This is a genomic window from Stenotrophomonas sp. YJH_SMC_12-1, from assembly GCF_059370935.1.
The window spans coordinates 308,988-335,000 of sequence record NZ_JCAFUD010000001.1 but is presented as its reverse complement, the minus strand read 5'-3'; the positions used below and the strand labels follow the sequence as shown (position 1 = coordinate 335,000).

Sequence of the window (26,013 nt, the reverse complement as noted above, 5' to 3'; positions counted from 1 at the left end):
CGCTGCGGGCATGATCCATCTTGAACGCCTGGACCACCTGGTCCTCACCGTCGCCGACATCGACCGCAGCTGTGATTTCTACCAGCGCGTGCTCGGCATGCAGGTCGTGCGCTTCGGCGCGGGTCGTACCGCGTTGCAGTTCGGCCAGCAGAAGATCAATCTGCATGCGGCCAGTGCTCCACTGCAGCCGCATGCGCTGCGGCCCACGCCGGGCAGTGCCGACCTGTGCCTGGTCACGCGCATGGCGACAGTCGATGTGCTGTCCCACCTGCAGGCGCAGTCCGTTGCAGTGGAGGAGGGGCCGGTTGCACGCACCGGCGCGCTGGGGCCGATCGAATCGGTGTATTTCCGCGACCCGGATGGCAACCTGATCGAAGTGAGTCGTTACCCCGGCGAGGCATGATCCTGCTTGGGTAGCGTCGAGCTTGCTCGACGGTGCTTGGCGCGAAATCAACAGCTGTCGAGCAAGCTCGACGCTACAGGGGGCGTTGCGCGCAATGGTAGTTAGCGCCGGGGCATGCCCGGCGAAGGCTCAGTTGGCCCAGACGCTGTTGGGATCGCCGTTGCGGGCGCGGCGCTGGCTGGCCACTGCCAGGCGGGCGAAGCCGAAGGCCATGGCCAGCGCGATGGCGTCGACCCAGAACAGCGGCCAGTGGCCACGCGCGGCGGCGCGCCAGAGCCAGTCACCATTGAGTGCGCCGTGCAGCACCGGTACCAGCGCGGTACTGATCGCCGCCCCCCACAGCAACTCGCGTGCGGCCTGCGCCGGGCGTCGCAGCGCGGCCCACAGCGCACAGGCCGCCCAACTGCCGAAGCAGGCCCAGCGGATGCCGCGATCGACCGCCGTCGGCGCCAGCCGCTCCAGCACCAGCGCGGTGACGAACGCGACCGAGATCGCCACGCACAGGCCGATGCACACGCCGACCGTCGCCCGCGCCATGTTCACCCCGGCGCGCGGCTGCTGCGGCTGGCGACGCTTGCGCCGCGACTCGATCCACAGCAGGTTGCCCGAATAGAACAGGAACGCACCGCCAAGGCCGAGCAGGAAGTACAGCCAGACCACCACGCCGTTGCCGAATTCGCCGAAGTGCAGCGCGTAGGCGGCGCTGAGCGTGGCGTGGTTGGCGTCGCGCTGGCCCGGCAGCTGCGAGGCCAGAACGTCGCCGGTGGCCACGTCCAGCGCCACCGCGCCAAGCGGGCCGAGCGTGCCGGTGGATTCGCCGGTGATCTCGATGGTGGCATTGGCATCGCCGGCATTGGCCAGCTTCAGGTAGGCCGGCTCGAAGTTGGCCACGCCCTGTGCGCGGGCGACTTCAAGCGCGCGCGCATGCAGCACGCGCAGGCTGCCCGGCGGTGCCGGAATGCCACTGGCATCGCGCACGGGCGCGGTGTCCATCGCCGTCGGCACCGCCTGCAGCGCCTTGCCGTCGTAGATCAACGGGTTGAGCAGGGCCATCTGCACGAACACCAGGCAGAGCAGGGCACCAGTGACCGCGAACATCAGGTGGAAAGGCAGGCTGAGCACGCCGATCACGTTGTGCGCGTCCTGCCACAGCTGCTTCAGGTTGCGGCCCGGACGCAGCGCGAACAGGTCGCCGAGCAGCTTCGGCAGATGGATCACCAGGCCGCTGAGCAGTGCCATGCCGTACAGCAGGCTGACAATGCCCATCACGTAGATCCCGGCCACGGGCAGGCCGAGGCTGTAATGGAGCTCGTTGACCAGTTCGGCCAGTCCGGTCTGCGGTGGTGTGGGGCTGCCGGCGATCTGGCCGGGCCAGGCATAGCGCCAGCTGCCGTCATCGGCCTGCCAGTATGCAAGCGGCTGCGGGTGTTCGGCGCCGGGGAAGGTCATGCCGACGTGGCGGCGTGCCTCCGGATGCGCAGCCAGCACGTCTTCCAGCAGGTACTGCGCATCGTCCAGCCCGGCGGGCAGTGCGGTGGCGGCTCCCGGGGTCTGCCACAGTGGCAGGTCGTGATGGAACAGGGTCAGCGCACCTGCGTAGAAGGCCACGAACAGGCCGAAGCCCGCCACCAGGCCGACCCAGGTATGCAGGGTGGTGAACGTGCGCAGGGTCTGCGAACTGAACTTCATGGGAGAGGTCTCATTGCACCGCGCCGGTCAGGCGCAGCAGCCCGAGCATGGCGAAGCCGGCGGCGGCGCTGCCACCCAGCACCAGCCAGGCGCGCAGCGCGCTGCGGAAACTGAACGCCCACAGGGCGGCCAGCATCCACAGCGGGATGAAAGCGATCAGGGTCGGCACCAGCGCCCGCTGCCAGGGGCCGGGCGGTACCCATGCCAGCAGGCCGGTCGCGGCCGCGGCCAGGAAGAAGCCGGCCACGACGCCAGCGAAGGCGCGCGGCCACATCAGGGCGACTCCGTGCCGGGACGGTGCCAGGCGGCCAGCGCCGGCAACAGCATCGCGGCCAGCATCCAGGTGCACAACATCGCCACCAGGCCGGCGGCAAAGCCGAGCTCGGCCATCCACAGCCACAGCGCGGCGGCAGCGGCGACCAGGCCGATCTGGCGGCCCAGGCGGCCGGCGCGGCGCAGGCGCGGCCAGCGACAATGCGGCGAAGCGGCATAGAAGGCCAGCGCCGAGAACATCGCTGCCAGCATGCCCAGGCTGCAGAAGCCGAGCGTGGAAAGGCCGACGGTGATCATTGCGGGCGGCCGGCGCGGCAGCGGGCCGGCGAACGCGGGGCACGGGCGGGGCCGGCGGAAGCCGGTCGGAGCGGGTGGCGCATCACGGGGTCCTGGGGGAAAGCGGGCAGGCTGGCACGGAGCGGCCTGCGCCGACATGGTAATCATTGCAATTTCACGCCGCCAGCGAGGCACATTCAGCCGACCGTACGGTAGCCCTTGGGCTTTCCCGTGCGCTGGTTTAAGATCATCGTAGAACCCTGACTGGAACAAGGTGGCCCGCGCCCAGCGCCGGCCGAGCGTGCGACATGAGCACTACCACCGCCCACTGTTGACCTGCCCCCGAAGGCCCTGTGTTCCAGGCGCCCTCGCGGCGCTTTTTTATTGCCCGGGCGCCGCCCCGGAACGCTTTCCAGCCCGCCCAGCGGGCCCCGCACGAAGCCACTGCGATGATCAACATTACTCTTCCCGACGGCAGCCGCCGCGAGTTTGAAAACCCCGTCAGCGTCATGGAGGTCGCCCAGTCGATCGGCGCCGGCCTGGCCAAGGCCACCATCGCCGGTGCCGTGGATGGCGTGCTGGTCGATGCCAGCGACGTCATCGACCACGATGCCAGCCTGCGCATCATCACCGCCAAGGACGAGGAGGGCGTGGAAATCATCCGCCACTCCTGCGCCCACCTGGTCGGCCACGCCGTCAAGCAGCTCTACCCGGACGTGAAGATGGTGATCGGCCCGGTGATCGCCGAAGGCTTCTATTACGACATCTACTCCGAGCGCCCGTTCACCCCGGACGACATGGCCGCGATCGAGAAGCGCATGGGCGAGCTGATCGCCCAGGACTACGACGTCATCAAGAAGATGACCCCGCGCGCCGAAGTGATCGAGATCTTCAAGGCCCGTGGCGAGGACTACAAGCTGCGCCTGATCGAGGACATGTCCGACGACATCCAGGCGATGGGCATGTACTACCACCAGGAATACGTGGACATGTGCCGTGGCCCGCACGTGCCGAACACGCGCTTCCTGAAAGCCTTCAAGCTGACCCGCATCTCCGGCGCCTATTGGCGCGGCGACGCGCAGAACGAGCAGCTGCAGCGCATCTACGGCACCGCCTGGGCCGACAAGAAGCAGCTCGAGGCGTACATCAAGCGCATCGAAGAAGCCGAGATGCGCGACCACCGCCGCATCGGCAAGCAGCAGGACCTGTTCCACCTGCAGGAAGAAGCACCGGGCCTGGTGTTCTGGCACCCGAAGGGCTGGGCGCTGTGGCAGGTGGTCGAGCAGTACATGCGCAAGGTCTACCGCAACAGCGGCTATGGCGAAGTGCGCTGCCCGCAGATCCTGGACGTGAGCCTGTGGAAGAAGTCCGGTCACTGGGACAACTACCAGGACAACATGTTCTTCACCGAATCGGAGAAGCGCACATACGCGGTCAAGCCGATGAACTGCCCGGGCCACATCCAGGTGTTCAACCAGGGCCTGCACAGCTACCGCGACCTGCCGATCCGCTATGGTGAGTTCGGTTCCTGCCATCGCAACGAGCCGTCCGGCGCGCTGCACGGCATCCTGCGCGTGCGTGGCTTCACCCAGGACGACGGCCACGTGTTCTGCACGGAAAACCAGATCGAGTCGGAAGTGACTGCCTTCCACCAGCAGGCGCTGGCGGTCTACCAGCACTTCGGTTTCGACGAGATCCAGATCAAGATCGCGCTGCGCCCGGAATCGCGCCTGGGTGACGACGCCACCTGGGACAAGGCCGAAGGCGCGCTGCGCTCGGCGCTGACCGCCTGTGGCGTGGAATGGCAGGAGCTGCCGGGCGAGGGCGCCTTCTACGGCCCGAAGATCGAGTACCACCTGAAGGATGCCATCGGCCGTACCTGGCAGCTGGGCACCATGCAGGTGGACTTCATGATGCCGGGCCGCCTGGGCGCCGAGTACGTGGACGAGAACAGCCAGAAGAAGCACCCGGTCATGCTGCACCGCGCCATCGTCGGCTCGATGGAGCGCTTCCTGGGCATCCTGATCGAGCACCATGCCGGTCAGTTCCCGGCCTGGCTGGCGCCGACCCAGGTGGTGGTGGCCAACATCACCGACGCCCAGGCCGACTACGTCTCGGGCGTGACCAAAACCCTTGCGGAGCAAGGCTTCCGCGTCAGCTCGGATTTGCGTAACGAGAAGATCGGCTATAAAATCCGCGAGCATACGTTGCAGCGCGTGCCCTACCTGCTGGTCATCGGTGACCGCGAGAAGGAAAATGGGGCTGTGGCGGTGCGTACGCGTTCTGGCGAAGACCTGGGCAGCATGAGCCTGCAGGCCTTCATCGAGCGGCTCCACGCCGAGGGCGCGTAAGCAAAGGTCCGGTCCGGGCGCACAGGCACCCGGACCGGTTCGATACCCTTGGGAGAACGTAATATCAGCACCCCTGACAACAAACAGAACCGCAAGAATCAGGAAATCCGTGTGCCGCGCGTCCGCGTGATCGGCAGTGACGGAGAAATGATCGGCGTGTTGTCGCGCGACGAAGCGCTGTCCATGGCAGAAGATGAAGGCCTGGACCTGGTCGAGATCCAGCCGCAGGCCGATCCGCCGGTCTGCAAGATCATGGACTTCGGCAAGTTCAAGTTCGAAGCGCAGAAGAAGGCCAGCGAGGCCAAGAAGAAGACCAAGCAGGTCGAGATCAAGGAAGTGAAGTTCCGTCCGGTCACGGACGAGGGCGACTACCAGATCAAGCTGCGCAAGATGCGCGGGTTCCTCGAAGATGGTGACAAGATCAAGGTCAACATCCGTTTCCGTGGCCGTGAAATGAGCCACCAGGAACTGGGCCGCGAAATGGCCAACCGGATCGAGACCGATCTGGGCGAGGACATCGTCATTGAATCCCGTCCGCGCCTGGAAGGGCGTCAGATGGTCATGATGATCGCGCCGAAGAAGAAGACCTGAGGCCTGACGGGCCGCCTTCCGGGGCGCCTGGCTGAAGGGTTCAGGTAAGGGGACGCCGCTGGCGTCCCTTTGCTTTTGCAGGACGCCGGTGAATCGCCGGTAAAGGGTTGCAGGGGCTGGTGGCAGGGCGGTTTTGCCTGTATCATGCCCGGCTCGACCCACCCAGGACGGGTCGTACGCCGATCATGGCAGGACGGAAAGAGCGGCCCAGGCCGCCGCCAGATCAGTCAGAAACCAGGGTCATATCCCATCAAGGACATTGCAATGCCCAAGATCAAGACCAACCGGGCAGCGGCCAAGCGTTTCCGCAAGACCGCCTCGGGCAAGTACAAGTGCGGCCACGCCAACCGTAGCCACATCCTCACGAAGAAAGCGACCAAGCGTAAGCGTAATCTGCGTCAGACGGGCCATGTCCGTGCAGAAGACGCAGGCCGTCTGGACCGCATGCTCCCTTACCTCTGAGGAACTGAAAAATGGCACGAGTTAAGCGTGGCGTACAGGCGCGTCGCCGCCACAAGAAAATCCTGGATCTCGCCAAGGGCTATTACAACGCCCGCCGCAAGGTCTTCCGCGTCGCCAAGCAGGCGGTCATCAAGGCACAGCAGTACGCCTACATCGGCCGTAAGCAGAAGAAGCGCAACTTCCGCTCGCTGTGGATCACCCGTATCAATGCGGCTGCCCGCATCAACGGCCTGAGCTACAGCCGCTTCATGAACGGTCTGCTGAAGGCCGGCATCACCCTGGATCGCAAGGTCCTGGCTGACATCGCCGTGCACGACGCAGCCGGTTTTGCTGCGCTGGCCGAAAAGGCCAAGGGCGCGCTGGCGGCATAAGTCCTTCCCGATGCCGTAACCGTTCACTCGGACGGTGTCAGGTCAAGGCAATGCATGGGGAAGGGCGCAAGTCCTTCCCCATTCTTTTTTGGGTCCCGGCGAGGCCACGACGGCAGCGCGGGGACGGCGGTGGCGACAGGGGTCGGCCCTTCGCGCATCGCGATGGCAGATCGACTGGAGTTCCAGCCCCCCATGAGCGACATCCAATCCCTCACCACCCAGGCGCTGGCCGATGTGGCCGCCGCACAGAGCCCCGACGTGCTGGAGCAGCTGCGCGTGGCCCTGCTTGGCAAGAGCGGCAGCATCACCTCGCAGCTCAAGCAGCTCGGTGCCCTGCCGGCCGACGAGCGCAAGGCCGCCGGTGAAGCGATCAACCAGGCCCGCGACGTGCTGACCCGCGCGCTGGGCGAGCGCAAGGCGCTGCTGGAAGACGCGGCACTGGATGCGCGCCTGGCCGCCGAAGCCATCGACATCACCCTGCCGGGCCGCAATGGCGACCGTGCCGGCCTGCACCCGATCACCCGCACCCTGGAGCGCATCACCGGCATCTTCGGCCGGCTGGGCTACGAGCTGTCGGAGGGGCCGGAGATCGAGGACGACTGGCACAACTTCGAGGCGCTGAACTTCCCGCCGCACCACCCGGCGCGCGCCATGCATGACACCTTCTACTTCGGCGACGGCCGCCTCCTGCGTACGCATACCTCCGGTGTGCAGGTGCGCTACATGGGCGACCACGCGCCGCCGCTGCGCATGATCGCCGCCGGCAAGGTCTACCGCAGCGACAGCGACCAGACCCACTCGCCGATGTTCCACCAGGTGGAAGGCCTGCTGGTGGACGAGCATTCGACCTTCGCCGACCTGAAGGGCACGTTGGCCGAGTTCGTGCGCGCGTTCTTCGAGCGCGACTTCGAGATGCGTTTCCGTCCCAGCTATTTCCCGTTCGTTGAACCGGGCGCGGAAGTGGACATCGCCTGGCAGCAGCCCGATGGCAGCACCCGCTGGCTGGAAGTGCTCGGCTGCGGCATGGTCCATCCGAACGTGCTGCGCAATGTCGGCATCGATCCGGAGCGCTACACCGGCTTCGCCTTCGGCATGGGCGTGGAGCGTTTCGCGATGCTGCGCTACGGCGTCAACGACCTGCGCGCGTTCTTCGAGAACGATGTGCGGTTCCTGAAGCAGTTCGCGTAAGCCGCAACCGTGTAGAGCCGAGCCCTGCTCGGCTGCTTTCTGGATGGACGCCTGCTTGCGCATGCGCTGGGCGACCCCAAAAACCGCAACGGGAGGCACGCCTCCCACCAGGGTGACACCATGAAATTCTCCGAAAACTGGCTGCGCAGCCACGTCCCGACCTCCGCCTCGCGCGATGAGCTGAGCGCGGTGCTGACCGCCATCGGCCTGGAAGTGGAAGAAGTAACCGCGCTTGGCGAAGGCCTCGATCACGTGGTCGTGGCACGCATCGTTGAAGCCGTGCGCCATCCGGAAGCCGACCGCCTGCAGGTGTGCAGGGTCGATGCCGGGCAGGGCGAACTGCTGCAGATCGTGTGTGGCGCACCGAACGCACGCCCGGGCCTGGTCGCGCCGCTGGCGATGGTTGGTGCGCAGATCGGCGAGCTGAAGATCAAACCGGCCAAGCTGCGTGGCGTCGAGTCCAACGGCATGCTGTGCTCGGCCAAGGAGCTGGGCCTGGACAGCGATGCGTCCGGCCTGCTGGAACTGCCGGACGATGCCCCGATCGGCCAGACCCTGGTCGAGTACCTGGGCCTGCCGGACGCCAGCATCGAGATCAAGCTGACCCCGAACCGCGCCGACTGCTTCAGCCTGCGCGGCATCGCCTACGACGTCGCTGCGGCCACCCGCAGTGAAGTGTTGGACTTCGCTGCCGACGCCATTCCGGCAGTCGGCAGCCGTGAGTTGAGCATCCAGCTCGACGCCGGCGCCGAAGCGCCGCGTTACCTGGGCCGTGTCATCGAAGGCGTCAATGCTGCCGCCAGGACCCCGCTGTGGATGGCCGAGCGCCTGCGCCGCAGCGGCGTGCGTCCGGTCTCGCTGCTGGTCGACATCACCCAGTACGTGATGCTGGAGCTGGGCCAGCCGATGCACGCGTACGACCTGGGCACCCTGCAGGGCAGCATCGCCGTGCGCCGTTCGCGCGCGGGCGAGACGCTGAAGCTGCTGGACGGCCGCGATGCTGCGCTGGACGACAGCTTCCTGGTGGTCACCGATGCTGACCGTGCGGTCGGCCTGGCCGGCCTGATGGGCGGCTTCGACACCCGCGTCACCGACGCGACCACCGCCGTGTTCCTGGAAGCCGCGCACTTCGCGCCGGCCGCGATCATGGGCCGTGGCCGCAAGCTGGGCCTGCACACCGATGCCGGCCATCGCTTCGAGCGCGGCGTCGATCCGGCGCTGCCGCGCACCGCGATCGAGTACGCCACCCGCCTGGTGCTGGACCTGGCCGGCGGTACCCCGGCACCGGTCACCGAGGCCGTGCGTGAAGCCGATCTGCCGCAGCCGGCGACCATCGTGCTGCGCCGCGCCCGCATCACCCGCGTGCTCGGCATCAGCATCGACGATGCCGAAGTCGAGCGCATCCTGCGCGCGCTTGGCATGGACGTGGTTGCCACCGCCGAGGGCTGGCAGGTCACGGCGCCGAGCCGCCGCTTCGACATCGCCATCGAAGAAGACCTGATCGAAGAGCTGGCCCGCATCCACGGTTACGAGCAGATCCCGACCACGCTGCCGGGCGGTGCCTCGCGCGTGGCGATGCCGAGCGAGACGCAGCTGGACGCGCTGAGCGTGCGCCGCCAGCTGATCGCCCGTGACCAGCAGGAAACCGTCAACTTCGCCTTCGTCGACGACGCGCTGCTGACCCAGTGGCAGCTGCGCGACGGTCTGGTGCCGCTGGCCAACCCGCTGTCGGCGGAACTGGCGGTGATGCGTCCGTCGCTGCTGCCGGGCCTGGTCGCCACGCTTGGCCGCAATGCCGCGCGCCAGCTGGGCCGCGTGCGCCTGTTCGAGATCGGCCGTGTGTTTGCCCAGCAGAGCGGAGACGGCCAACCGGCGCCGCTGGAAACCCCGCGCGTGGCCGCTGCGGTCTGCGGTGAGGCGCAGGCGGTGCAGTGGGGCCTGCCGACCCGCAAGGTCGATTTCCATGACCTGAAGGGCGACCTGGAATCGCTGGCGGCTGCCAGTGGCGCGCAGCTGGAGTTCCGTCCGTCGGCCCGCGCCTACGGCCACCCGGCGCGTTCGGCCGAGGTGTTCCGCGATGGCGTGGCCATCGGCTGGATCGGCCAGATCCATCCGCGCCTGGCGCGGGCGATGGAGATCGAAGCCGACGTGTACGCCTTCGAGCTGGACCTGGAGCCGCTGACCGCCCGTCGCCTGCCGCGTGCCGGCGAGCTGTCGCGCTTCCCGGCGGTGCGCCGCGACCTAGCGTTCCTGGTGCCTGAGCAGGTGGCCTGGGCCGACCTGGCGGCGACCGTCCGCCAGGCCGCCGGCCCGCTGCTGCGCGACCTGAACCTGTTCGACCGCTATGTTGGCCAGGGCGTCGAGCCGGGCTTCAAGAGTCTCGCTATGGGCTTGATTTTGCAGGACAAGTCGCGCACTCTGACGGACCGCGACGTGGATGCGGTGGTGGCCGAGGCGGTCACTGCCATCGAGCGTGAACACCACGCCCGGATCCGCGGCTGAGCGGGCAGCACTCGGGGGTAGCAGGCAATGGCATTGACCAAGGCGGAGATGGCGGAAAAGCTGTTCGACGAAGTCGGTCTGAACAAGCGTGAAGCCAAGGAATTCGTCGACGCGTTTTTCGATGTGCTGCGTGAAGCATTGGAACAGGGACGTCAGGTGAAGCTGTCGGGCTTCGGTAATTTCGATCTGCGGCGCAAGAACCAGCGCCCGGGTCGCAACCCCAAGACCGGCGAGGAAATTCCGATTTCCGCCCGTACGGTGGTCACCTTCCGTCCGGGCCAGAAGCTCAAGGAGAGGGTGGAGGCTTATGCTGGATCCGGGCAGTAACCGCGAACTACCGCCGATCCCGGCCAAGCGCTACTTCACCATTGGTGAGGTCAGCGAGCTGTGCGACGTCAAGCCGCACGTCCTGCGCTACTGGGAAACCGAGTTTCCCAGCCTTGAGCCGGCCAAGCGCCGAGGCAATCGCCGCTACTACCAGCGCCATGACGTGCTGATGGTGCGGCAGATCCGCAGCCTGCTGTACGAACAGGGCTACACCATCGGTGGTGCACGCCTGCGCCTGGATGGCCCCGATGCCCGCGAGGAATCGGCGCTGAGCAACCAGATCATCAAGCAGGTGCGCATGGAGCTGGAAGAAGTGCTGCAGTTGTTGCGCCGCTGATCCCATTTCCATCGTAATCCGCTATACTTCACGGCCCGCCGCACTGGCGGGCACATCGCAGCATCAGTCGGGGCGTAGCGCAGCCTGGTAGCGCATCTGCCTGGGGGGCAGAGGGTCGTCGGTTCGAATCCGGCCGTCCCGACCACTGTGATGAATCAAGGAGCCTGCGCAGCAATGCGCGGGCTTTTTTGTGCGTTCTGCAGATGCTGATCAGTCTTCCGCGAAGCGGTAGATGAGTTCCGGATCGCCTTCATCCAGGCCATGCACGATGCCGCTGCCCACGAAGCCGGCGGCAGCGAGCAGGCGTTGCATGCCCGTGTTGGAGGCATTGGTCGAGGTGAACAGCTTGCCGCCACCGCGCCACGTGATCGCGTGCCGCAGCAGGATGGCGCCGATACCCTGGCTGCGCTGTTCGCGCGCCACCCTCAACATTTCAATGAAGGCTTCGCCAAAGAAGTGGTGATGGATGACCAGGTAGCCGACGATCTTGCCGCCCTGCTCGGCGACCTGCACGACGCCGTGCGCCAGCCAGTCGGCAATCTGCATGATCCGCCGTGGATCAGTGGCTGTCACGCTGTCGAGCGCGATCAAGGCATCTGCGTCCTGCGGAATGCCGTCGCGCAGGTGCGGAGAAGAGGACGTCCGGTTCATCGCGGGCGCAGCTTCAGCAACAGGCCGCCACCCGACACAAAGCCGGCGAGCAGGACGGCAATCGACAGCGGCAGGTGGAATTCACTGCGACCGAACAGGGCAAAGGCCAGATGGATCAGTGCCGTGCCAATGCCGAGCCCCCCGCAAGCCAGTGCATAGCTGCGCGCCGTGGATGTGCCCAGCACGATCTGGCGATAACCCCAAAGCGCGGCGCCGACTGCGAACAGGTTGAACAGCAGGAAGCCCTGGATGCCACCGGGGACATGGAACATGGCCCATTCCTGCCAGAATGCAGCGTCGATCTGATGCAGGATCAACGCCAGCGGCGTCGCCAGATACCATCGTTCCATGTCGTGCTCCCTGCCGTGCAGGCCATAGTCTATCGACGCCGCCTGGCACGCACGCCTGCTCGATGCAGCCAGCGCGCGGCCGGCAGTCAATACACCCGGAACTCGGCACGGCAGCCGTCGCTGACCCACACCCCACGGCGGTCCCAGCCCCAGTTGCGGTCCTCGATGCAGGCTGTCACCGATTTCTGCCTGACCAGCCGTACCTCATGGCGCACGCGAATCCGGCACTCCTTGTCCTTGTTCTCGTAGGACTCGCAGACCAGGCGTTCGCCCTCGTTGTCGCGATCACGGCTGCGGCCACGTCCCGGCCAGCGGCCGTGTTCGTCGGCAACGAACTCGGCGCGGCAGCCGTCGGTCACCCACAGCATGCGCCGGCTCTGGCCCCAGTTCTGGTCTTCCACGCAACGGGTCACCGACAGCTGCCTGGCCAGGCGCATCGGTCCCTCGATGGGGCATTGCTCGGTCTTGTTGAACTGGGATTCGCAGCGCAGCGCTGGAATGTGATCAGTGTCGTAGTCCTGGGCGGCCACGGCGGTGGCGGCCAGCAGCAGGGCAAGGGCGGCGCCGGTGATCGGCAGCAGCGGGCGAAGGGTCATGGGGGAGCCTCGGGCGGGGATTCGGGCGGCAAGAATGACCCAGCACGGGGCCGTCGGAACGCATCGTTCCGGAAGCGGCTCAGGAGGGATTTAGTAGTGCGCACCAGCCCATGCAGAGGCTTACATCCCGTATCATCGCTGCACATCCGATCGCATCGGTTTACACCTTCTTACATGTCTTCCACGCCTGTCGGCGCAGCCTGTGGCTGCCGTCACTGGTGTGCGGGCGGCCTGCGGGGGAGGATGCGCGGACCACGACGACCACAGGGGGTTGCGTTGATCAGCAGTACCGTCATTCATCGCTCGGCCGACGCAGGTGGCGCCGAGGTGCGGGTCCTGGACACTACGTTCAAGGGCAAGCATGTGTTCGTTGCCTGGGGGCTGCGCGGGCCGGAACTGACCCGCAGCGCGGACCCGGCTGCCACTGTGGCTGCGCGCAAGGCATTGCATGCTGTTGCCGGGCATAGTGAAGGGCCGCGCAGCCCGGAAGTGTTCATCGCCAACCAGTCGGCGGTGGCGATCACGATCTATCGGCTGCTTACCGAAGCACGCTCCGGTGACGCCATCTTTTTCCTGTGCGATTCACCGGCGGTGGTCGAGTGGCTGATCACCGCGCTGGAGGTGCAGGGCGCGGACTGATTCCGCGCTCCTGCGCGCATTGATTCAAGCCAGGGCCGTGTCCACGGCGGCCCGCGCATGCAGGGCGGTGGTATCGAACAGCGGCACTGCACTGTCCTCCGAACGTACCAGCAGCATGATCTCGGTGCAGCCAAGAATGATTGCTTCGGCACCGCGCGCCACCAGTCGCGCGATCACGCCGGCATAGACCTGCCGTGAGTGCTCGCTGACCACACCAGCGATCAACTCCTGGTAGATGATGTCGTGCACGCTGCGACGATCATCGGCTTCGGGTACCAGCACCTCCAGTCCGAAGCGATCCTGCAGCCGGCCGCGGTAGAAGTCCTGTTCCATGGTGAAGGCGGTGCCGAGCAGGCCCACCTTGCGTGCGCCTGCCTGCACGATGGCCTGGGCGGTGGGGTCGGCGATATGCAGCAGCGGCAGTGGGCAGGCCGCCTCGATGCGATCGGTCAGCTTGTGCATGGTATTGGTGCAGATCAGCAGCAGGTCGGCGCCGCCCGCCTGCAGGCGCCGCGCGCCATCGACCATGTGGTCACCCAGGGTGTCCCAGTCGCCCTCGTGCTGCAGCTGCTTGATGCCGGCGAAATCCACCGACCACAGCAGCAGCTGTGCCGAGTGCGCACCGCCGAGCCGCCGCCGTACCTCCTCGTTGATGAGCCGGTAGTACTGGGCCGAGCTTTCCCAGCTCATGCCGCCGATCAGGCCGAGAGTCTTCATGCACAGCTCCATGCCAGGAGTTGCTATTGCAGCACAGGCAGCGGGTGAGTTGCACTACACATTAGTGTTTGCTAATGTGTTGATCATGATCGAAAACGCCCTGTTCAAGGCGCTGGCCGACCCCACCCGGCGCCATATCTTCGAAAAGCTGGCCCAGGGGGGGCAGCATGCCAGCGCGCTGCGCGAGGGCATGGCGATCAGCCAGTCTGCGATGTCCCAGCACCTGGCGGTGCTGCGCGATGCTGGGCTGGTGAGCGAACAGCGCCAAGGGCGCTTCGTCCACTACGAGGTCGATCCGCGCGGACTGGCCAACATCGGCAACTGGCTGCAGCGCTACCGGGCCTACTGGCCCGCGCGTATGGATGCCTTGCAGGATCTGCTGAAGGAGATGGACTGATGGACGATGTTCTGAACGAAGCGGCTCCTGCGTTGGTGATGGAGCAGTGGCTGCCAGCGCCACCGGAACAGGTCTGGCGCGCACTGTTCGACCCGGCGCTGCGTGAGCGTTGGTTGCCTGCGGCCGATCTTGCCGATTCGCAGCCCTGCTTGTGCGAGGAGGGGCGGGAGCTGGGGTTCCACCTGCGAGATGCGCAGCCCCCGCATCTGCACAGCCTGGTGTGTTTCCGGCTGCGCGCGGATGACGGTGGGGGGACGGTGCTGACCATTGTGCATCGGCTCAGCGACCTGCGCGCGCTGCTGCCGTTGGCCGCCAACGATGAGCATCGCACGGTGATGCGCGCGGCTTGAACGGGCGCCAGGGTCGAACGCTACAGGGAGCAGGCACATGCGGGACAGAATGCAGCTGGTACCAATGGTGGTGGAGCGCAGCGAGCGCGGTGAGCGCTCCTATGACATCTACTCGCGGCTCCTGCGTGAGCGCATCATCTTTCTCAACGGCGAAGTCGATGACACTGTGTCGGCGCTGGTCTGCGCGCAGCTGCTGTTCCTGGAATCGGAAAACCCGGAGAAGCCGATCCATCTGTACATCAACTCGCCGGGTGGGGTGATCTCCAGCGGCTTGGCGATGTACGACACCATGCAGTACATCTCGGCCCCGGTGCATACGCTGTGCATGGGCACTGCGCGGTCGATGGGTTCTTTTCTGCTGATGGCCGGCGAGCCGGGACACCGTGCGGCGTTGGCCAATGCCAGCCTGCATGTGCACCAGCCGCTGGGCGGGGTGCAGGGCCAGGCTTCGGACATCTTCATCCACGCCGAGGAAATGCAGCGCACCAAGCAGCGCATCACCCGGCTGTATGCGCAGCATTGCGGACGCAGTGTCGTGGAGGTCGAGCAGACCCTGGATCGCGATCGTTTCATGAGTGCCGAGCAGGCATGCGAATGGGGATTGATCGACCAGGTACTGGTACGGCGCGACGCACTCGCGGCCTGAGCCTGCCTCTGTAACCACCACATCCATGCTGCGCTGTGTGTGCCGCGGCAGGCCCGGCGCACTCTATGCTGGTTGGATCTTCTGAAGTGGATGTGCGCTATGGCCCTGCATACCTGGTGGTGGTTCCTCGCCACGGTGTTCGTTCTGTGTGGTACGCCGGGGCCGAACATGCTGCATATCCTCGGCCGCAGCGTCGGGCTGGGGTTCCGTGGTAGTGTGCCGGCGATGGCCGGCTGCCTGCTGGCGATGCTGCTGGTGCTGGTGGCCTCCGCAGCAGGCCTGAGTGCGCTGCTGCATTCCTCGCCGATGCTGTTCGAGGTGCTGCGTTATCTGGGCGTGGCCTATCTGGCCTGGCTGGGCCTGAAGGCATGGCGTGACAGTTGCCGGCCGGCACCGCCGGTGACGGTCGATGCTACGCCGCCGGTTGCGGCCTCGCTGGGCGCGTGGAAGGTGTTCCGTGGTGGCCTTCTGGTGGGCCTGAGCAATCCCAAGCTGCTGCTGTTCGCGGCGGCGTTCCTGCCGCAGTTCGTCGACCCATCACGCGGCCAGGCGCTGCAGTACAGCGTGCTGGTGGCCACCTTCGCCGCGTGCGAACTGTTCTGGTACGTGATGTATGCGGCCGGTGGCCATGGCCTTCGCCGCTGGTTGGCCAAGCCGTTTGCGCGACGCTGGTTCGAGCGCCTGGTGGGCAGCGTGTTCCTGGCGTTTGCCGTCGCGCTGCTGCGCTTCCGTCCGCGCTGATTCACGCCGCGCACGCGGCCTGTTCACGATTGCCGCATCGGCCACGGCCTAGCCTGACCATCCAGTACGCAGTCCCCGCGGGGAAAGGTTTGACATGATCAAGTGGGCCATCATCTTCGCCGTCATCGGTGTGATCGCAGGCGTGCTCGGCTTCGGTGGCATTGCCGGTGCCGCGGTCGGTATCGCCAAGTTCCTGTTCTGGGCCGGCATCATCATCGCCGTGGTGCTGTTCCTGCTCGGCATGACCGTAGCGAAGAAGGTCAGCTAGCGTTGATCGCGCAGCAGTGTGCTCAGTGCGCACTGCTGCGCGAGAACAGGTTGATCACCAGTACGCCGGCGCAGATCAGGCCGATGCCGATCAACGCCGGTGCATCCAGGCGCTGCTTGAACACCACCAGCCCGATCAGTGAGATCAGCACGATGCCGACGCCGGACCAGATTGCGTAGGCGATGCCGGTCGGGATCGACTTCATGGTCATCGACAGCAGGTAGAAGCACAGCCCGTAGCCGACCAGTGCGCCCAGTGTCGGCGCCAGCCGGCTCATGCCGTCGGATGCCTTCAGCAGTGACGTGGCAATCACTTCCAGCACGATGGCGGCGGCAAGGTAGAGGTAGGGATTCATCGAGCGCTCCAGCTCACTGCAGGTCGCACAGTTTCAGGGCCTGTTCGGCCATGGCCAATGCATTGGCACGTTCTTCCTCGTCCAGCGGACGCCCGTAGGCCGTGGCCCAGTAGCCATCGGCAGCGCAGCGCGCCGCGTACAGCCGCGGGTCGCCGGCTTCGCCAGGGAACTCGGCCAGCATCGCGCGCTTCCAGTTGCGCCAGTGCGCAAGCAGGCCCGGTTCCATCAGGTTGCCCAAGGTCAGGCCGATGTCGTTGTCCTGCTCCTGCTGCAGCAGATGCTCGAAGTTGGCCTGCACATAGGCGCGGCTGAAACGGCCATGGCCTTCGGGGTTTTCCTGCAGCAGGGCGCGCACGCGCGCTTCGAATTCTCCAATCAGCGCTCCGATGGCTTCATCCACCAGCACCTGCTTGCTGCTGAAATGATGGAACAACGCACCCTTGCTGACACCGGCGGCCTGCGCGACGTCCTGCACGGTCAGCGCGGCCAGGCCGTTACGGCCGATCACTTCAATGGTGGCCTGCAGCAGTGACTGGCGCACGCTGTCGGGCGCCTTGCGGCGCGAACGGGAGGGGGATGCGGACATGGCGGGAAGAAACCGACTGGACGGTACGATTGTAACGCAGGCCCGCCGCGTTACCGCGCGCTGCCGGCCATGGCCGGCAGCGGAACCCTCATGCGTCGACGCGGGCGAAACGCGGTTGCGGTCCGTGCTCGCCGGGCACCTGCTCGACGAACATGGCGTACGGGCGTACCCACAGGCCACCTTCGCCATACAGCGCGCGGTACAGCACCATCGGCTGCAGGGTCTCGCTGCTGCGGACGATGTCGAGCACTTCGTACTCGCCGCCCTTGAAGTGGCGGTAGCGGCCTGGGGCCAGGGTGGGGAGCGGACTCAGCTCAGCCATGGGTGGCGCGACTCACTTGCGCGCCGGGCTGGCCGGCTTCGCGCAGTAGGCATCGATGGCTTCGGCAGTGTTGGCCAGGCCCTGTGCCTGCGCCAGTTCCCACGGACGTTCGCAACGCTGGCTGTGCTCGCACCACTGGTAGCCGGCCGAACCGATGCAACCGTGGGCATCGCGGTCGCCACCGACCTTCGGCGTGGCGGGCGAAGTGGCCGCCGTATCGGCACGCGCAGCGGCCTGATGCTGGTTGGCACAGGCGGACAGCACCAGCAGGGCTGGAATCAGAAGAAGCGCTTTCATCGGGCGGGCTCCGTGCCTAAAGCGACAGTGTCTGTCGCAAATAGCCCTGCAGCAAGCGCTCAGTGCATGGCGGCGCGGATCAGTTCCTCGATCAGCACGAGGTAGCTGGCCACGAAATAGAACTTCAGCAGCGTCCAACGCTGCTGCGAGAAGAAGGTGCGCATGTGGAAGGGGCCCCTGTTGATGACGGTAGTGTGAAGCCCGGCTGACTCCGTGACAAGAATCACGGAATGAACAGGCTAAACGGACTCAGGGATGTGAGGGCAGGCAAGGGCTGACCAGAGGGCGTGGCATTTTCGTACAAATCTGATGGGCCACCCCTGAGGTGATCGCTAGCCTGAAGGTGTACCGGCACGTGGACCGTCCGCCTGCCGTCGCATCCTTCCATCCACAGGAGCCCCTCATGGTCATTACCGTTCAACGCAACGCCCGGCACTGGTCCGTGCTGGATCCGCAGGTGCATGACGCAACCCGATATGCGCGGGGCGCCGAGGCTTTCGATGTCGCCGCGGCGCGGGCCCTCGAGCACCACCGTCGCACCGGCCAGCGCAGCACGGTGCGGGTCGAGGCGCTCGGCAGCGCGGTGGATGCCCTGCACGTAGGAGACTGACGCCGGTCGTTGCGTGCAGTCAGCTACGGTTGCGTTGTTTGAATGGGGAAAAACCGGCGTCACGCGCCCCCCTGTGCGCCGTGCCGGGAATCCCGGATGCTTGCGCCATCGTATTCATCTGGAGATCTCGATGGGCAAGGCACTCACCTGGCGTACCCTGGCCTGCACCCTGCTGCCGATGCTGGCGGCGGCGGGTGGCGCCCAGGCGCAGAGCTATGGCTACGGCTATGACGATGACCGCTACGGTGGCCGCGAAGGCAGCGGCATCGTGCGCTGCGAGTCGATCAAGAACCGTAGCAACGAGTGCCGTCTGGAGGGCCGCGCGCGGATGATCCGCCAGTTGTCCGGCTCGCCGTGCGTGGAAGGTGAGACCTGGGGCCAGTCGCGCTATGGCGTCTGGGTGACCCAGGGCTGCCGCGCCGAGTTCGTCGGCGAGTACCGTCGTGGCGGTGGCTGGGGCAATGGGGGTGGCTGGGGCAATGGGGGTGGCTGGGGCAACGGCAACGGTTGGGGCGGCGGTGAGGTGATCACCTGTCATTCCAATGGGCACCGCCAGGAGTACTGCGACGCCCGCATCCGCCGCGGCGTGCGCCTGGTTCGCCAGGATTCGCGCAGTGCCTGCATCGAGGGCCAGACCTGGGGCTGGGATCGTCGTGGCATCTGGGTCAGCGACGGCTGCCGGGCACAGTTCCAGGTGAACTGAGCGTGCCCCTCTAAAATCAGAAAAATCTGATACAGCTCACATTTTGAACTGTCGTATCTTCTGCGATCAGGGCATCTCTGTGTGTCCCTGATCTGTTGCGACGATGCCTGCCGTGATCGGCAGGAATGTCCCGCTACCGTCGATACGCTGCCTCAAGGAGTGAGCCGCATGTTGATCCGCCTGCAATGCGAACAGCGCCAATGGCGCGTGCTGCATCCGGACCGGCCGGAGCCGATCGATTTCCGCGACGGTGCCCGCGCCTTCGACTTCGCTGAAACCCTGGCGCGCCTGCACTTTGTCGATACCGGGCAGCGCGCCGCGGTGCGCGTGGAAGCCAGCGGCGCCTTCGTTGAAGCGGTCAGCTACGGCTGAGGGCGGGGGTGTCAGGCCAGATCCTGTTTCCGGGCCCCCGCTATCCACGCAAGGTAGATCCACGCCATGCGCGGATCCACTGGGTGGCAATCGGCCTCAGCCCGCCGCGCTCAGCGGCGGGGTACCGGTGACCAGCTGCGGCCAACGCTTGAGCACGGCCGCACGGATGCCCGCGGCGTCGATGCCTGCTTCGGCCAGCAGGTCCTCGCGGCTGGCATGGTGCTGGTAGCTGTCGGGCAGGCCCAGGTGCAGGATCGGGCGCAGCACGCCTTCGGCATTGAGCAGCTCGCCGACGCCTGAACCGGCGCCACCGGCCACCACGTTGTCTTCGATCGTCACCAGGCCCTCGTGCTGGGCGGCGACAGCCAGCACCAGCTCGCGGTCCAGCGGCTTGATGAAACGCATGTTGACCACGCTCAGGCCGAGTTCGCGGCCGACCTGCTCGGCGGCGGCCACGGTGCTGCCGAAGGCGAGCAGGGCAATGCGGCTGCCCTGCAGGCGCAGTTCGCCCTTGCCGATCGGCAGGGTGGACAGGTCGGTGCCGGCTGCAACGCCGGTGCCGGTGCCGCGCGGGTAGCGCACGGCGGCCGGGCCCGGGTGCTGCAGGCCGGTGCTGAGCATCTGCCGGCACTCGGCTTCGTTGGACGGTGCCATCACCACCAGGTTGGGCACGCAGCGCAGGAAGCTCAGGTCGAGGTTGCCGGCATGGGTCGCACCGTCCGGGCCGACCACGCCGGCGCGATCGATCGCGAACAGCACGTCCAGGTCCTGGATCGCCACGTCATGTACCAGCTGGTCGTACGCGCGCTGCAGGAAGGTCGAGTAGATCGCCACCACCGGCTTGCCACCCTGGGTGGCCATGCCGGCGGCGAGGGTGACCGCATGCTGTTCGGCAATCGCCACGTCGAAATAGCGCTGCGGGTATTCCTTGCTGAAACGCACCAGGCCGGAGCCTTCGCGCATCGCCGGGGTGATGCCGTACAGGCGGGGCTCGGCGGCGGCGGCATCGCACAGCCAGTCGCTGAACACATCGGTATAGGTCGGCTTCTTGGCACCGGCCTTGGCCACCAGGCCCTTGTCCGGATCGAACGGGCCCACGGCGTGGTAACCGATCTGGTCGCCTTCGGCCGGCTCGTAGCCCTTGCCCTTGGTGGTCATCACGTGCAGCAGCTTCGGGCCCTTGGAGGCGCGCAGCGTCTTCAGCGTGGACAGCAGGGCGGGCATGTCGTGGCCGTCGATCGGGCCGGTGTAGTGGAAGCCCATCTCCTCGAACATCGTGGACGGCACGAACATGCCCTTCCAGTGTTCTTCCCAGCGCTTCACGAAACGCGCCGGGTTGTTCTTCTTGTCACCGAGGATCTTCTTGCCGCCTTCGCGCAGCGCATTGAGCGTGCGGCTGCCGGTGGCACGGCCGAGCATCTTGGTCAGGCCGCCGACCGCCTCGGAGATCGACATGTTGTTGTCGTTGAGGATCACCAGCAGGTTCGGTTCCGGGTCCATGCCGCCGGCGTGCATCAGCGCTTCGAAGGCCATGCCGGCGGTCATCGCACCGTCACCGATCACCGCCACGATCTTGCGGTCGTCGCCTTCGGACTGGCGGGCAATGGCCATGCCGAGTGCCGCCGAGATCGAGGTGGAGGAGTGGCCGACGCCAAAGGTGTCGTATTCGCTCTCCTCGCGCTTCGGGAATGGCGCGACGCCGTCCTTCTGCTTGACGGTGTGGATCTGGTCGCGGCGCCCGGTCAGGATCTTGTGCGGGTAGGTCTGGTGACCGACGTCCCAGACCAGCTGGTCGACCGGAGTCTGGTACAGGTAGTGCAGGGCCACGGTGAGTTCGATCACGCCCAGGCCGGCGGCGAAGTGGCCACCGCTCTTGCCCACCGATTCGATGAGGTAGGCGCGCAGTTCGTCGGCAACCGCCCTCAGTTCGGATTCGTCGAACGTGCGCAGGTCATCCGGCGTCTGGATGCGCGCGAGGCGGGGATAGCGGGCAGAGTCGATCATCATGTTCGCACTTTTTCTGAATGCCCATTTTCGCCCTCAAACGGGGGTGGGGCAAGCAAACGCCGCCGTCCGTGACAGGACGGTGAGGGTTGCATTTTCAGGCGTTCAGGTGCTCAGTTTCGATCGCTTGGGCAATTGCGCCTTCAGGAAGGCCATCTGGTCGGCCAGGATGTTGCGGTTGGACAGGATCAGGTGCTCGATCCAGCTGGGCCGGTAGGGCACGGCCAGCAGCGGCATTCCGGCCTGCTGCGGGGTGCGGTCGCTCTTGCGCGAGTTGCAGTGGAAACAGGCGGTGACCACATTTTCCCAGCAGTCCAGGCCGCCCTTGGACAGTGGCACGACGTGGTCGCGGGTGAGCGTGGGGCGGTTGAACTGCTGGCCGCAGTACATGCACAGGTGGGCGTCGCGGGCGAACAGGGCCGGGTTGGTCAGGTTCGGCGTGGGGTCGATCGCGCGGGAGCGGGCATGGCCGCGCGCGGCGATGATCGGGTGCAGGTCCATGCCGCTCTGCAGGCCGCTGAAGCGATTGGTGCCGCCGTGGATGTGCAGGCAGGGATCGCCCAGCGTCCAGGCCACCGCTTCGCGGGCGTAGAGGCACGCCGCATCCTGCCAGGTGATCCAGTCCAGTACGCGTCCGTGGGCATCAAGCGAGAGCAGCCGGACCGAACCGGGGCGATGCAGCGTCGTGGCGTTGGGCGATGCTTCGGCGCCCGGAGCAGAAAACGGAGCTCCGGCTTCGATCAGACCCAAGCGTGTAGTGTCTGTCTCCATCGGGAGAACAGCTTATACCTGAATGTTGACGATTTGTGTATCGCCTGTCGGCGATACGCAAATCGCAACGATTCAGGTCCGCGCATTCCGCATCCCAGCCCGCCGATGGCGGGTTGGGATGCCCACGCATTCCTCCTATCCCCTGCGCCGTCGGCGCGCCCCCCTTAACAAAGGGGGGCTTTTCCCCAGATGGATTTCGGTGGTTTTCATCCACGCATGGCATGGATCCACTGGCCACCGGAGATCTGTCGAAGGCGGGGTGGGTCCGGTTGCGGGGGCGTGAGCCGCATGGATGCGGCGATCGAGGCTACATGGGTGAGGGCGCTTTGCTTGCGAAGCACTGCTTCGCAAGCGCCCGAACGCACAGTCGCCAGCGGCTGGGCCGGATCGCGGAGCGGGGTTTACGGCGTGTCCTGCCAGCCCACACCGCCCCGCCATCCACCGGGATCCAGCTGTTGCTATTGCGGTTGCCGGCCAGCGGCCGGCGCTACCGCGGGTGCCGGGCGGCAGCCGGCTCAGGCGCCGAAGCGCTCGTCGTCCATCGTCATCAGCGGGGCGGCGCCGGACTGGATCGCGGCGGCGTGGCTGAGCGTGCGCGGTAGCACGCGGGCGAAGTAGAAGCGAGCGGTTTCGCGCTTGCCCTGGGCGAAGGCGGCGCCGTGCGCGCTGGCGTCGGCGGCGGCCACGCTGCGGGCCCACCAGTAGGCCAGTACCACGTAGCCCGAATAGAACAGGTAGTCGTAGCTGGCCGCACCCAGTTCGTCTGGATTGCCGGCCGCGCGCTGCAGCACGTCCAGGGTCAGCTTGCCCCATTCGGCGGCCTTGGCGCGCAGCGGGCCGATGAACTCGGCCAGCGATTCGTTGCCTTCATGCTCCTTGGCGAAGGCTTCGATCTCGGCCAGCATCAGCTTCAGGCCGGCGCCCTGGCTGGAGGCGGTCTTGCGGCCGATCAGGTCCAGCGCCTGGATGCCGGTGGTGCCTTCATACAGCGTGGTGATGCGCGCATCGCGGGCCAGCTGCTCCATGCCGTGTTCGCGGATATAGCCGTGGCCACCGAAGCACTGCAGGGCGTTGTAGGTGTTCTCGATGCCCCATTCGGTCTGGCAGGCCTTGGAGATCGGGGTCAGGAAGCTCACCAGGGTATCGGCGCGCTCGCGCTCGGCGGCGTCCTCGGCGTGATGGGCAACGTCGATCAGGGTGGCGGCGTGCAGGGCCAGCAGGCGGCTGCCCTCGACCAGCGACTTCACCGTCAGCAGCATGCGGCGCACATCCGGGTGCACCAGGATCGGGTCGGCCGGCTTGTCCGGGAATTTCGCACCGCTCAGGGCGCGCGACTGCAGGCGTTCACGGCTGTACTTCAGTGCGTTCTGGTAAGCGCGCTCGGAAAGACCGATGCCCTGCAGGCCGACGCCCAGGCGCGCGGTGTTCATCATGGTGAACATGGCCTGCAGGCCCTTGTGCGGCTGGCCGACCAGGTAACCCTGCGCACCGTCGAAGTTCATCACGCAGGTGACCGAACCCTTGATGCCCATCTTGTGCTCGATCGAGCCGCAGCGCAGTGCGTTGCGCTCGCCGACAGTGCCCTCGCGGTCGACCTTGAACTTGGGCGTGACGAACAGCGAGATGCCCTTGGCGCCCGGAGGGGCGTCGGGCAGCTTGGCCAGCACCAGGTGCACGATGTTTTCGGTCAGGTCGTGCTCGCCGGCGGTGATGAAGATCTTGGTGCCGGTGATCGAGTAGCTGCCATCGGCGTTCGGCTCGGCCTTGGTCTTCAGCAGGCCCAGGTCGGTACCGCAGTGCGGCTCGGTCAGGCACATGGTGCCGGTCCAGCGGCCCTCGATCAGCGGCTTGAGGAAGGCCTCGTGCTGCCAGGCCTCGCCGTGCTGCTTCAGCGCTTCGATGGCGCCGTGCGAGAGCAGCGGGAAGTTGCCCCACGCCAGGTTGGCGGCGTTGATCATTTCGTTGAGCGGCACGCCAAGGGTGTGCGGCAGGCCCTGGCCACCCAGTTCCGGCGAGGCGGTCAGGCCGGTCCAGCCGCCATCGACGAACTGGTCGTAGGCCTGCTTGAAGCCGGGCGGGGTGGTCACTTCACCGGTGGCCTGGTCGAGCACGCAGCCGATCTCATCGCCAACGCTGTTGAGCGGGGCCAGCACGGTGGCGCTGAAACGGCCAGCTTCTTCCAGCACGGCATCGACCACGTCGGCGGTGGCGTCGGTGAAGCCCAGGCGGGCGAACAGGGGTTCGACCTTGAGCACGTCGTGCAGGGCGAAACGGAGGTCGGAAAGCGGGGCGGTGTAGCTGCTCATCGGTACGTCTCGATTTGATCAGGGCAGGGGAGAGCGGCGCCAGGCGCCGCGACGGAAGGTGGAAATCAGCGCAGCACGCCCGGCAGGCCCGGGGCCTGGTTGAGGGTGCTGCGGCTGCTGATATCGAAGCTGCGCTGCTTCTTTTCCTGCGGCGTGGCCGCGACCGTTCCCTTCAGGCCATAGGCCAGGGTGCGGTTGCCGGCCAGTGCATCGGCCACCACCAGGCGTGCGGCCGAACTGGGCACCAGGTCGACATTGATGACATCCGCGGAGGTGCCGCCGATGGAGATACCGGGCTTGGCCTGCAGGGTGCCGGCCTCGGCATCGCCGACGCTCAGCGCCAGCGACACATCATCGAAAGTCATCGGCATCGAGCTGAAGTTCTGCAGGCGCAGCGCCACGGTCCAGTTGCCGTCGGCGCGCACGGTCAGCTGCTGCAGGCTGGCCGCCGGTTCCGAAACACGCTTGACGATGCCGTTGCCACAGGCGGCAAGGGCGAGGGTGCACAGGACGATCAAGGCGATACGGAAACGGTGGAGCATGGGCGCAGGTCCTCTGGAGGCGGTGCGTTGGAATAAGCATACTACGGCGTATGGTCGTTTGGATCGCCTGTGGCGAGCCGTCGCAGAGGGTAGCGCGTGAAGATGGCGGCGGGGCGTGCGCAGCGCTGGATCTTCGGGCGCACGGTGCGCGTACGGATTGAACTGCGGCTCAATCGGCGGGCGTATCGCGAAGCGGGGCCATCAGGCGCAGCGGGCGCAGGTCGTAGCCCATGGCTTCGGCTTTTTCCTTCAACTGCTCGAACCGGGCGCGGTCCATTTCCGGCAGGCGCGAGAGGATCCACAGGTATTTCCGGTCCGGTTCACCAACCAGGGCCCACTGGTAGTCCGGGTCCAGCGCCAGCACCCAGTAGTCGGCCCAGACCAGTGGCACCCAGCTCAGCCAGTCCGGAACGAAGCGCACCTGCAGTTGGCCGGGATGGCCAGCCACCGGGCGTGCAACGCCTTCGGCGATTACGCGTTCTCCGTCGGCGTTGCGGCAGGCATTGGTGACACTGATGCGGCCATCGCGGCGCAGCCCGTAGTTGGCGGTGATCTCGCCGACGCACTGCTTCTGGAATGACACCGGCAGGTGAGCGATCTCGTGCCATTGGCCTGCATAGCGGTCGATGTCCAGCGTGTCGACTGCACGCACCGGTTCGGCGGCGATCACCGGGGCGGCGGCCAGCAGCAGGCAGGCGAGCAGGGTGGGGCGCAATTGCATCGGCAGGCTCCGGCAGGAATCTGCAGCGTAGGTGCCGCGGCGGGTACCGGTGTAAATGTTTCGTCAACCAGACGGCGGTGGCCCGGCATGGATCGAGGCCATGGAAGGGGCCAGCGCCAGGTAGATCCACGCCATGCGTGGATGGCAGGCCGCACGCAAAAAAAAGACCTGCATTTCTGCAGGTCTCTGAAGATGGTGGCCGAAGACGGAATCGAACCGCCGACACGGGGATTTTCAATCCCCTGCTCTACCAACTGAGCTACTCGGCCAAATTGTGTGGCAACCGTGATCAAACCCGG

Annotated in this window: 34 protein-coding genes and 2 tRNA genes; 19 read left to right on the top strand and 17 right to left on the bottom strand. The window is 66.3% G+C overall.

The window, feature by feature from the left end; genetic code table 11:
* Positions 1 to 10 precede the first annotated feature (10 nt).
* Positions 11 to 403, top strand: a complete 393-nt coding sequence (locus tag AC5P8Y_RS01620; protein ID WP_005410442.1) for a VOC family protein — start codon at positions 11 to 13, stop codon at positions 401 to 403.
* Positions 404 to 532: 129 nt separating this feature from the next.
* Here AC5P8Y_RS01620 and AC5P8Y_RS01615 read toward each other — a convergent pair whose 3' ends face one another.
* Genes AC5P8Y_RS01615 through AC5P8Y_RS01605 form a run of 3 tightly spaced genes read right to left on the bottom strand, consistent with a single transcriptional unit; the run spans position 533 to position 2,662 of the window.
* Entirely contained in the window at positions 533 to 2,092 is a 1,560-nt protein-coding gene (locus tag AC5P8Y_RS01615) for a PepSY-associated TM helix domain-containing protein (RefSeq protein WP_049402314.1), read from the bottom strand.
* Between the two features lie 10 nt (positions 2,093 to 2,102).
* Positions 2,103 to 2,366 (bottom strand): hypothetical protein, encoded by a 264-nt coding sequence (locus AC5P8Y_RS01610; RefSeq protein WP_033835141.1) that lies wholly within the window; start codon positions 2,364 to 2,366, stop codon positions 2,103 to 2,105.
* On the bottom strand, positions 2,366 to 2,662 hold the full coding sequence (locus AC5P8Y_RS01605; protein WP_005410439.1) for a hypothetical protein: 297 nt from the start codon (positions 2,660 to 2,662) through the stop codon (positions 2,366 to 2,368). The genes AC5P8Y_RS01610 and AC5P8Y_RS01605 overlap by 1 nt, the downstream gene beginning before the upstream one ends.
* 428 nt (positions 2,663 to 3,090) lie before the next feature.
* Here AC5P8Y_RS01605 and thrS point away from each other — a divergent pair, with 428 nt between their 5' ends.
* From thrS to AC5P8Y_RS01560, 9 genes are all read left to right on the top strand, one after another.
* Entirely contained in the window at positions 3,091 to 4,992 is a 1,902-nt protein-coding gene (thrS, locus tag AC5P8Y_RS01600) for a threonine--tRNA ligase (protein ID WP_005410438.1), read from the top strand.
* Between the two features lie 48 nt (positions 4,993 to 5,040).
* On the top strand, positions 5,041 to 5,583 hold the full coding sequence (gene infC, locus AC5P8Y_RS01595; protein ID WP_005410437.1) for a translation initiation factor IF-3: 543 nt from the start codon (positions 5,041 to 5,043) through the stop codon (positions 5,581 to 5,583).
* Positions 5,584 to 5,847: 264 nt separating this feature from the next.
* Positions 5,848 to 6,045, top strand: a complete 198-nt coding sequence (gene rpmI / locus AC5P8Y_RS01590; RefSeq protein ID WP_005410436.1) for a 50S ribosomal protein L35 — start codon at positions 5,848 to 5,850, stop codon at positions 6,043 to 6,045.
* Positions 6,046 to 6,056: 11 nt separating this feature from the next.
* Positions 6,057 to 6,416 carry a 50S ribosomal protein L20 gene (rplT, locus tag AC5P8Y_RS01585; RefSeq protein ID WP_005410435.1) on the top strand — a complete coding sequence of 120 codons (360 nt, stop codon included), beginning with the start codon at positions 6,057 to 6,059 and terminating at the stop codon, positions 6,414 to 6,416.
* A gap of 192 nt (positions 6,417 to 6,608) precedes the next feature.
* Positions 6,609 to 7,604, top strand: coding sequence for a phenylalanine--tRNA ligase subunit alpha (locus tag AC5P8Y_RS01580; protein ID WP_005410434.1), 996 nt, complete (start codon positions 6,609 to 6,611; stop codon positions 7,602 to 7,604).
* A gap of 120 nt (positions 7,605 to 7,724) precedes the next feature.
* The gene (gene pheT, locus AC5P8Y_RS01575; protein ID WP_005410433.1) at positions 7,725 to 10,106 is read left to right on the top strand and encodes a phenylalanine--tRNA ligase subunit beta; all 2,382 of its coding nucleotides are present in this window, start codon (positions 7,725 to 7,727) and stop codon (positions 10,104 to 10,106) included.
* Between the two features lie 27 nt (positions 10,107 to 10,133).
* On the top strand, positions 10,134 to 10,433 hold the full coding sequence (locus AC5P8Y_RS01570; RefSeq protein WP_005410432.1) for an integration host factor subunit alpha: 300 nt from the start codon (positions 10,134 to 10,136) through the stop codon (positions 10,431 to 10,433).
* The gene (locus tag AC5P8Y_RS01565) at positions 10,414 to 10,770 is read left to right on the top strand and encodes a MerR family transcriptional regulator (protein ID WP_005410431.1); all 357 of its coding nucleotides are present in this window, start codon (positions 10,414 to 10,416) and stop codon (positions 10,768 to 10,770) included. Before AC5P8Y_RS01570 ends, AC5P8Y_RS01565 begins: the two co-directional genes overlap by 20 nt.
* 68 nt (positions 10,771 to 10,838) lie before the next feature.
* Positions 10,839 to 10,915, top strand: a tRNA-Pro gene (locus AC5P8Y_RS01560).
* A gap of 65 nt (positions 10,916 to 10,980) precedes the next feature.
* Here AC5P8Y_RS01560 and AC5P8Y_RS01555 read toward each other — a convergent pair.
* Genes AC5P8Y_RS01555 through AC5P8Y_RS01545 form a run of 3 tightly spaced genes read right to left on the bottom strand, consistent with a single transcriptional unit; the run spans position 10,981 to position 12,367 of the window.
* On the bottom strand, positions 10,981 to 11,421 hold the full coding sequence (locus tag AC5P8Y_RS01555; protein ID WP_049402316.1) for a GNAT family N-acetyltransferase: 441 nt from the start codon (positions 11,419 to 11,421) through the stop codon (positions 10,981 to 10,983).
* Positions 11,418 to 11,861: a DUF6713 family protein gene (locus tag AC5P8Y_RS01550; protein ID WP_495201829.1), complete on the bottom strand. Its 444-nt coding sequence runs from the start codon at positions 11,859 to 11,861 to the stop codon at positions 11,418 to 11,420. Before AC5P8Y_RS01550 ends, AC5P8Y_RS01555 begins: the two co-directional genes overlap by 4 nt.
* Entirely contained in the window at positions 11,858 to 12,367 is a 510-nt protein-coding gene (locus AC5P8Y_RS01545; protein WP_005410428.1) for a DUF3011 domain-containing protein, read from the bottom strand. Before AC5P8Y_RS01545 ends, AC5P8Y_RS01550 begins: the two co-directional genes overlap by 4 nt.
* Before the next feature lie 243 nt (positions 12,368 to 12,610).
* On the opposite strand from AC5P8Y_RS01545, the gene AC5P8Y_RS01540 reads away from it, so the two are divergent.
* A complete protein-coding gene (locus AC5P8Y_RS01540) occupies positions 12,611 to 13,006 on the top strand; it encodes a hypothetical protein (protein ID WP_033833235.1) in 396 nt (131 codons plus the stop codon).
* Between the two features lie 24 nt (positions 13,007 to 13,030).
* On the opposite strand, the gene AC5P8Y_RS01535 is transcribed toward AC5P8Y_RS01540, so the two are convergent.
* Positions 13,031 to 13,723: an aspartate/glutamate racemase family protein gene (locus AC5P8Y_RS01535; RefSeq protein ID WP_111108819.1), complete on the bottom strand. Its 693-nt coding sequence runs from the start codon at positions 13,721 to 13,723 to the stop codon at positions 13,031 to 13,033.
* Between the two features lie 85 nt (positions 13,724 to 13,808).
* Between AC5P8Y_RS01535 and AC5P8Y_RS01530 the strand changes: the two genes are divergently transcribed.
* The 5 genes from AC5P8Y_RS01530 (at position 13,809) to AC5P8Y_RS01510 (ending at position 16,125) form a co-directional block, all read left to right on the top strand.
* Positions 13,809 to 14,120, top strand: coding sequence for an ArsR/SmtB family transcription factor (locus AC5P8Y_RS01530; RefSeq protein ID WP_049402320.1), 312 nt, complete (start codon positions 13,809 to 13,811; stop codon positions 14,118 to 14,120).
* Complete coding sequence (locus AC5P8Y_RS01525) at positions 14,120 to 14,470, top strand: SRPBCC family protein (protein WP_033833233.1); 351 nt, start codon at positions 14,120 to 14,122, stop codon at positions 14,468 to 14,470. The genes AC5P8Y_RS01530 and AC5P8Y_RS01525 overlap by 1 nt, the downstream gene beginning before the upstream one ends.
* Positions 14,471 to 14,507: 37 nt before the next feature.
* Positions 14,508 to 15,116: an ATP-dependent Clp protease proteolytic subunit gene (locus tag AC5P8Y_RS01520; protein ID WP_033833232.1), complete on the top strand. Its 609-nt coding sequence runs from the start codon at positions 14,508 to 14,510 to the stop codon at positions 15,114 to 15,116.
* 99 nt (positions 15,117 to 15,215) lie between these two features.
* Positions 15,216 to 15,857: a LysE family translocator gene (locus tag AC5P8Y_RS01515; protein ID WP_049402321.1), complete on the top strand. Its 642-nt coding sequence runs from the start codon at positions 15,216 to 15,218 to the stop codon at positions 15,855 to 15,857.
* Between the two features lie 94 nt (positions 15,858 to 15,951).
* Positions 15,952 to 16,125, top strand: coding sequence for a DUF1328 domain-containing protein (locus AC5P8Y_RS01510; RefSeq protein ID WP_005410424.1), 174 nt, complete (start codon positions 15,952 to 15,954; stop codon positions 16,123 to 16,125).
* Between the two features lie 22 nt (positions 16,126 to 16,147).
* Here the strand turns inward: AC5P8Y_RS01510 and AC5P8Y_RS01505 are convergent, their stop codons facing one another.
* From AC5P8Y_RS01505 to AC5P8Y_RS01490, 4 genes are all read right to left on the bottom strand, one after another.
* Positions 16,148 to 16,480 carry an SMR family transporter gene (locus tag AC5P8Y_RS01505; protein ID WP_005410423.1) on the bottom strand — a complete coding sequence of 111 codons (333 nt, stop codon included), beginning with the start codon at positions 16,478 to 16,480 and terminating at the stop codon, positions 16,148 to 16,150.
* 13 nt (positions 16,481 to 16,493) lie between these two features.
* A complete protein-coding gene (locus AC5P8Y_RS01500) occupies positions 16,494 to 17,066 on the bottom strand; it encodes a TetR/AcrR family transcriptional regulator (protein ID WP_033833229.1) in 573 nt (190 codons plus the stop codon).
* Positions 17,067 to 17,154: 88 nt separating this feature from the next.
* Positions 17,155 to 17,388, bottom strand: coding sequence for a DUF1653 domain-containing protein (locus AC5P8Y_RS01495; RefSeq protein ID WP_005410421.1), 234 nt, complete (start codon positions 17,386 to 17,388; stop codon positions 17,155 to 17,157).
* 12 nt (positions 17,389 to 17,400) lie between these two features.
* The gene (locus tag AC5P8Y_RS01490) at positions 17,401 to 17,685 is read right to left on the bottom strand and encodes a hypothetical protein (protein WP_005410420.1); all 285 of its coding nucleotides are present in this window, start codon (positions 17,683 to 17,685) and stop codon (positions 17,401 to 17,403) included.
* Between the two features lie 403 nt (positions 17,686 to 18,088).
* Between AC5P8Y_RS01490 and AC5P8Y_RS01485 the strand changes: the two genes are divergently transcribed.
* The 3 genes from AC5P8Y_RS01485 to AC5P8Y_RS01475 all read left to right on the top strand — a co-directional run bounded on the left by AC5P8Y_RS01485 (position 18,089) and on the right by AC5P8Y_RS01475 (position 19,370).
* Positions 18,089 to 18,295 carry a hypothetical protein gene (locus AC5P8Y_RS01485; RefSeq protein WP_005410418.1) on the top strand — a complete coding sequence of 69 codons (207 nt, stop codon included), beginning with the start codon at positions 18,089 to 18,091 and terminating at the stop codon, positions 18,293 to 18,295.
* 130 nt (positions 18,296 to 18,425) lie between these two features.
* Positions 18,426 to 18,998, top strand: a complete 573-nt coding sequence (locus AC5P8Y_RS01480) for a DUF3011 domain-containing protein (protein ID WP_033833228.1) — start codon at positions 18,426 to 18,428, stop codon at positions 18,996 to 18,998.
* A 168-nt stretch (positions 18,999 to 19,166) separates the two neighbouring features.
* Positions 19,167 to 19,370 carry a hypothetical protein gene (locus AC5P8Y_RS01475; RefSeq protein ID WP_005410416.1) on the top strand — a complete coding sequence of 68 codons (204 nt, stop codon included), beginning with the start codon at positions 19,167 to 19,169 and terminating at the stop codon, positions 19,368 to 19,370.
* 96 nt (positions 19,371 to 19,466) lie between these two features.
* Here AC5P8Y_RS01475 and dxs read toward each other — a convergent pair whose 3' ends face one another.
* The 6 genes from dxs to AC5P8Y_RS01445 all read right to left on the bottom strand — a co-directional run bounded on the left by dxs (position 19,467) and on the right by AC5P8Y_RS01445 (position 25,983).
* Positions 19,467 to 21,374, bottom strand: a complete 1,908-nt coding sequence (gene dxs / locus AC5P8Y_RS01470; protein WP_012480865.1) for a 1-deoxy-D-xylulose-5-phosphate synthase — start codon at positions 21,372 to 21,374, stop codon at positions 19,467 to 19,469.
* A gap of 105 nt (positions 21,375 to 21,479) precedes the next feature.
* Positions 21,480 to 22,145: an HNH endonuclease gene (locus AC5P8Y_RS01465; protein ID WP_005410414.1), complete on the bottom strand. Its 666-nt coding sequence runs from the start codon at positions 22,143 to 22,145 to the stop codon at positions 21,480 to 21,482.
* 515 nt (positions 22,146 to 22,660) lie between these two features.
* The gene (locus AC5P8Y_RS01460; protein ID WP_049402547.1) at positions 22,661 to 24,451 is read right to left on the bottom strand and encodes an acyl-CoA dehydrogenase C-terminal domain-containing protein; all 1,791 of its coding nucleotides are present in this window, start codon (positions 24,449 to 24,451) and stop codon (positions 22,661 to 22,663) included.
* A 65-nt stretch (positions 24,452 to 24,516) separates the two neighbouring features.
* Positions 24,517 to 24,993 (bottom strand): LEA/WHy family protein, encoded by a 477-nt coding sequence (locus AC5P8Y_RS01455; RefSeq protein ID WP_033833225.1) that lies wholly within the window; start codon positions 24,991 to 24,993, stop codon positions 24,517 to 24,519.
* A 169-nt stretch (positions 24,994 to 25,162) separates the two neighbouring features.
* Complete coding sequence (locus tag AC5P8Y_RS01450) at positions 25,163 to 25,714, bottom strand: lipocalin family protein (protein ID WP_033833224.1); 552 nt, start codon at positions 25,712 to 25,714, stop codon at positions 25,163 to 25,165.
* Between the two features lie 193 nt (positions 25,715 to 25,907).
* Positions 25,908 to 25,983: transfer RNA gene (locus AC5P8Y_RS01445), tRNA-Phe, on the bottom strand.
* Positions 25,984 to 26,013: the final 30 nt, after the last annotated feature.